This is a genomic window from Weissella fangxianensis (assembly GCF_024718545.1).
GTDB classification, from domain to species: domain Bacteria; phylum Bacillota; class Bacilli; order Lactobacillales; family Lactobacillaceae; genus Weissella; species Weissella fangxianensis.
This window is the reverse complement of the sequence record NZ_JAMXDB010000072.1, coordinates 1-2,100: the sequence shown is the minus strand read 5'-3', so window position 1 is coordinate 2,100 and position 2,100 is coordinate 1. Positions and strand designations below refer to the sequence as shown.

Sequence of the window (2,100 nt, the reverse complement as noted above, 5' to 3'; positions counted from 1 at the left end):
TATCTATTACTACAATAATAAACGGATTAAAACAAAACTGGCCGGAAAAACTCCGGTTCAATACCGAAATCTTTCCGACCAGCTAGTTGCTTAAACTTCTCTCCAATTTTTGGGGTTCAGTTCATGGATGGCTTTTTTTATACAATTATTTCGAGGTGGCAAACAAATTGAAAATAAGAAGTGAAGAAGAAATACAACAATTAGTAGATGCCTTACATGAAGCACAAAAAGAAGCTGACAAATGGCGTACAGGTGCAGAAATTTATCAATCACAAGCGACGGAGTTACAAGAAACCATGCAGCTAATGGCGGAAGAAAATGAGCGTTTACGTCAGGAAAACGAACAATTACATCAGGCCACAGGCGGTCAAGGCAAATCAGTTGTATTAAAACCTGCACAAAAACCTGAAGTTTCTAGGCAAGAATTGGCGCATCATGAGATTATCGAAGATGCACTGATTAATAAAATACAACAGTTAGAACAAATCTTAGCAAATAGATAAAAAATAAGTCGGGACAGATAAAGTGTCTCGACTTATTTGTGTTTAAAACTAACTAACGATGATTTATGCTACATAATCGTTAACCAACAGGTTGTAAGTTACGTAATGTGACATTAGGATCTAAAATGCCAGATGGACCTGTCAGTTTGTAGCGTAGATAACGGTCAACGTCCAAATTAAGTGCAGAGTCTAACTGTTCTGTTGTATAATCTTTGATGTAGACAGGACCCAGATCACTATCAATCGTAACATTGAAGTCATCTGATAAATCGCTATCTTGGCACAGGACTAAGTTGAAGGCCACATCAAAAGTGCATGTGGCAGCATCTGAAAATGGACCAACACCATCGTCTAAGTCAAGTGCGATACGCGTATCTGTCGTTACTAAGGGTTTAATCCGCTTTTGTGCGGTGTCAGAAAATGTTAAATACATGTTATTGTCCCTCCTCATTTCTGCTCATTGTAGCACAGGTTGAGATGATAGTTAACAATTAGGAAGGAGATCATGATGTTTCATTTAATTTGGGTACTTATTATTGGTGCAGTTATTGGTGCAATTGCAGGAGCTGTAACGAAAAATGGTGGTTCTATGGGTTGGATTGCTAATATTGTCGCTGGTTTAGTTGGTTCATGGCTAGGTGAGTTGGTACTAGGATCATGGGGACCAAATGTTGCTGGTATGGCGATTATTCCATCGATTATTGGTGCAGTTATTGTGGTTATTTTAGTTTCTTGGTTGCTTAGTCGAGCAAAATAGGTAATGAGAGAGGTGTATTGTGGTTAAACAAGGGCATTATGCAGGTGTCAGCACTAGTAAGAAAAGTCGTCAGCTGAAACAGCATGCTCAACGTCAAGCCAACGCCATGATTGACAGGTCAACAGTTGCTGACTTTTTGCAAGGTCGTTATGTTTTAACACAACGAGCAACATCTGCGCTAGTTAACGAAACCATGCAACGTTTTTTAGCAGAGTGGGCTGAACAGGGAGTTGAGATTTCTGAGGATGGATTGTGGGATATGGATAAGATCACGATTCAAACGTTGGCGCAAATTGCCATTAAAGTGCCTTGGCAGTTTTATGCAATTATTATTGGCCAGTGGTCAAGGTTTTCTCGCTTTATAAAAAAGGAAGTTCCCGCTTTACCAACTAAACAGGCGGTTCGTTTGATGAACCAAGACGTGGATATTACCAGTGCCATTGGACGACAATTAGCTGTCAATTGGTACCTCACTCGTTTTTCAGAAACTAGCCAGTTGGCGACTGTAACGAATGATAATATTCAAGAACTGGCAAAATCGTTTATCGGTCAAGACGGAGTTAACTGGCAAAATGTTGCTGTTGTTTATTCCACAACACCGTTTACAGTTGAGACAAATGATCAGTCATTGCAACAGTGGCTACAATCATTAATGGATTTAACTGTCGATCAATTATGAAATTAATCAAAAAAGGCACTAGCACAACATAGGCTAGTGAACTGAACCCCGTAAGTTGGAGTAATTTCCAAAACTTACGGGGTTTTACTATGTTTTCAAAAGAAGTACAAATTGAAGCTGTCACAATGTATCTACAAGGTATTCCGCCTTATAAAATACGG

The 2,100-nt window shown here is 39.2% G+C and carries 5 protein-coding genes; 4 read left to right on the top strand and 1 reads right to left on the bottom strand.

Features of this window, described 5'->3' with window-relative positions; all coding sequences use genetic code 11:
• The first annotated feature begins 1 nt into the window (after position 1).
• Positions 2 to 94 carry an IS3 family transposase gene (locus tag NGR58_RS10145; protein WP_407077141.1) on the top strand — a complete coding sequence of 31 codons (93 nt, stop codon included), beginning with the start codon at positions 2 to 4 and terminating at the stop codon, positions 92 to 94.
• A 73-nt stretch (positions 95 to 167) separates the two neighbouring features.
• Positions 168 to 503 (top strand): hypothetical protein, encoded by a 336-nt coding sequence (locus NGR58_RS10140; protein ID WP_258089357.1) that lies wholly within the window; start codon positions 168 to 170, stop codon positions 501 to 503.
• 79 nt (positions 504 to 582) lie between these two features.
• Here NGR58_RS10140 and NGR58_RS10135 read toward each other — a convergent pair whose 3' ends face one another.
• Positions 583 to 936, bottom strand: a complete 354-nt coding sequence (locus tag NGR58_RS10135; protein ID WP_258089356.1) for an iron-sulfur cluster biosynthesis family protein — start codon at positions 934 to 936, stop codon at positions 583 to 585.
• Positions 937 to 1,011: 75 nt separating this feature from the next.
• On the opposite strand from NGR58_RS10135, the gene NGR58_RS10130 reads away from it, so the two are divergent.
• Together NGR58_RS10130 and NGR58_RS10125 are read left to right on the top strand one after the other, a co-directional pair.
• The gene (locus NGR58_RS10130) at positions 1,012 to 1,260 is read left to right on the top strand and encodes a GlsB/YeaQ/YmgE family stress response membrane protein (protein WP_075268888.1); all 249 of its coding nucleotides are present in this window, start codon (positions 1,012 to 1,014) and stop codon (positions 1,258 to 1,260) included.
• A gap of 19 nt (positions 1,261 to 1,279) precedes the next feature.
• Positions 1,280 to 1,939, top strand: a complete 660-nt coding sequence (locus tag NGR58_RS10125) for a hypothetical protein (RefSeq protein ID WP_258089355.1) — start codon at positions 1,280 to 1,282, stop codon at positions 1,937 to 1,939.
• Positions 1,940 to 2,100 lie beyond the last annotated feature (161 nt).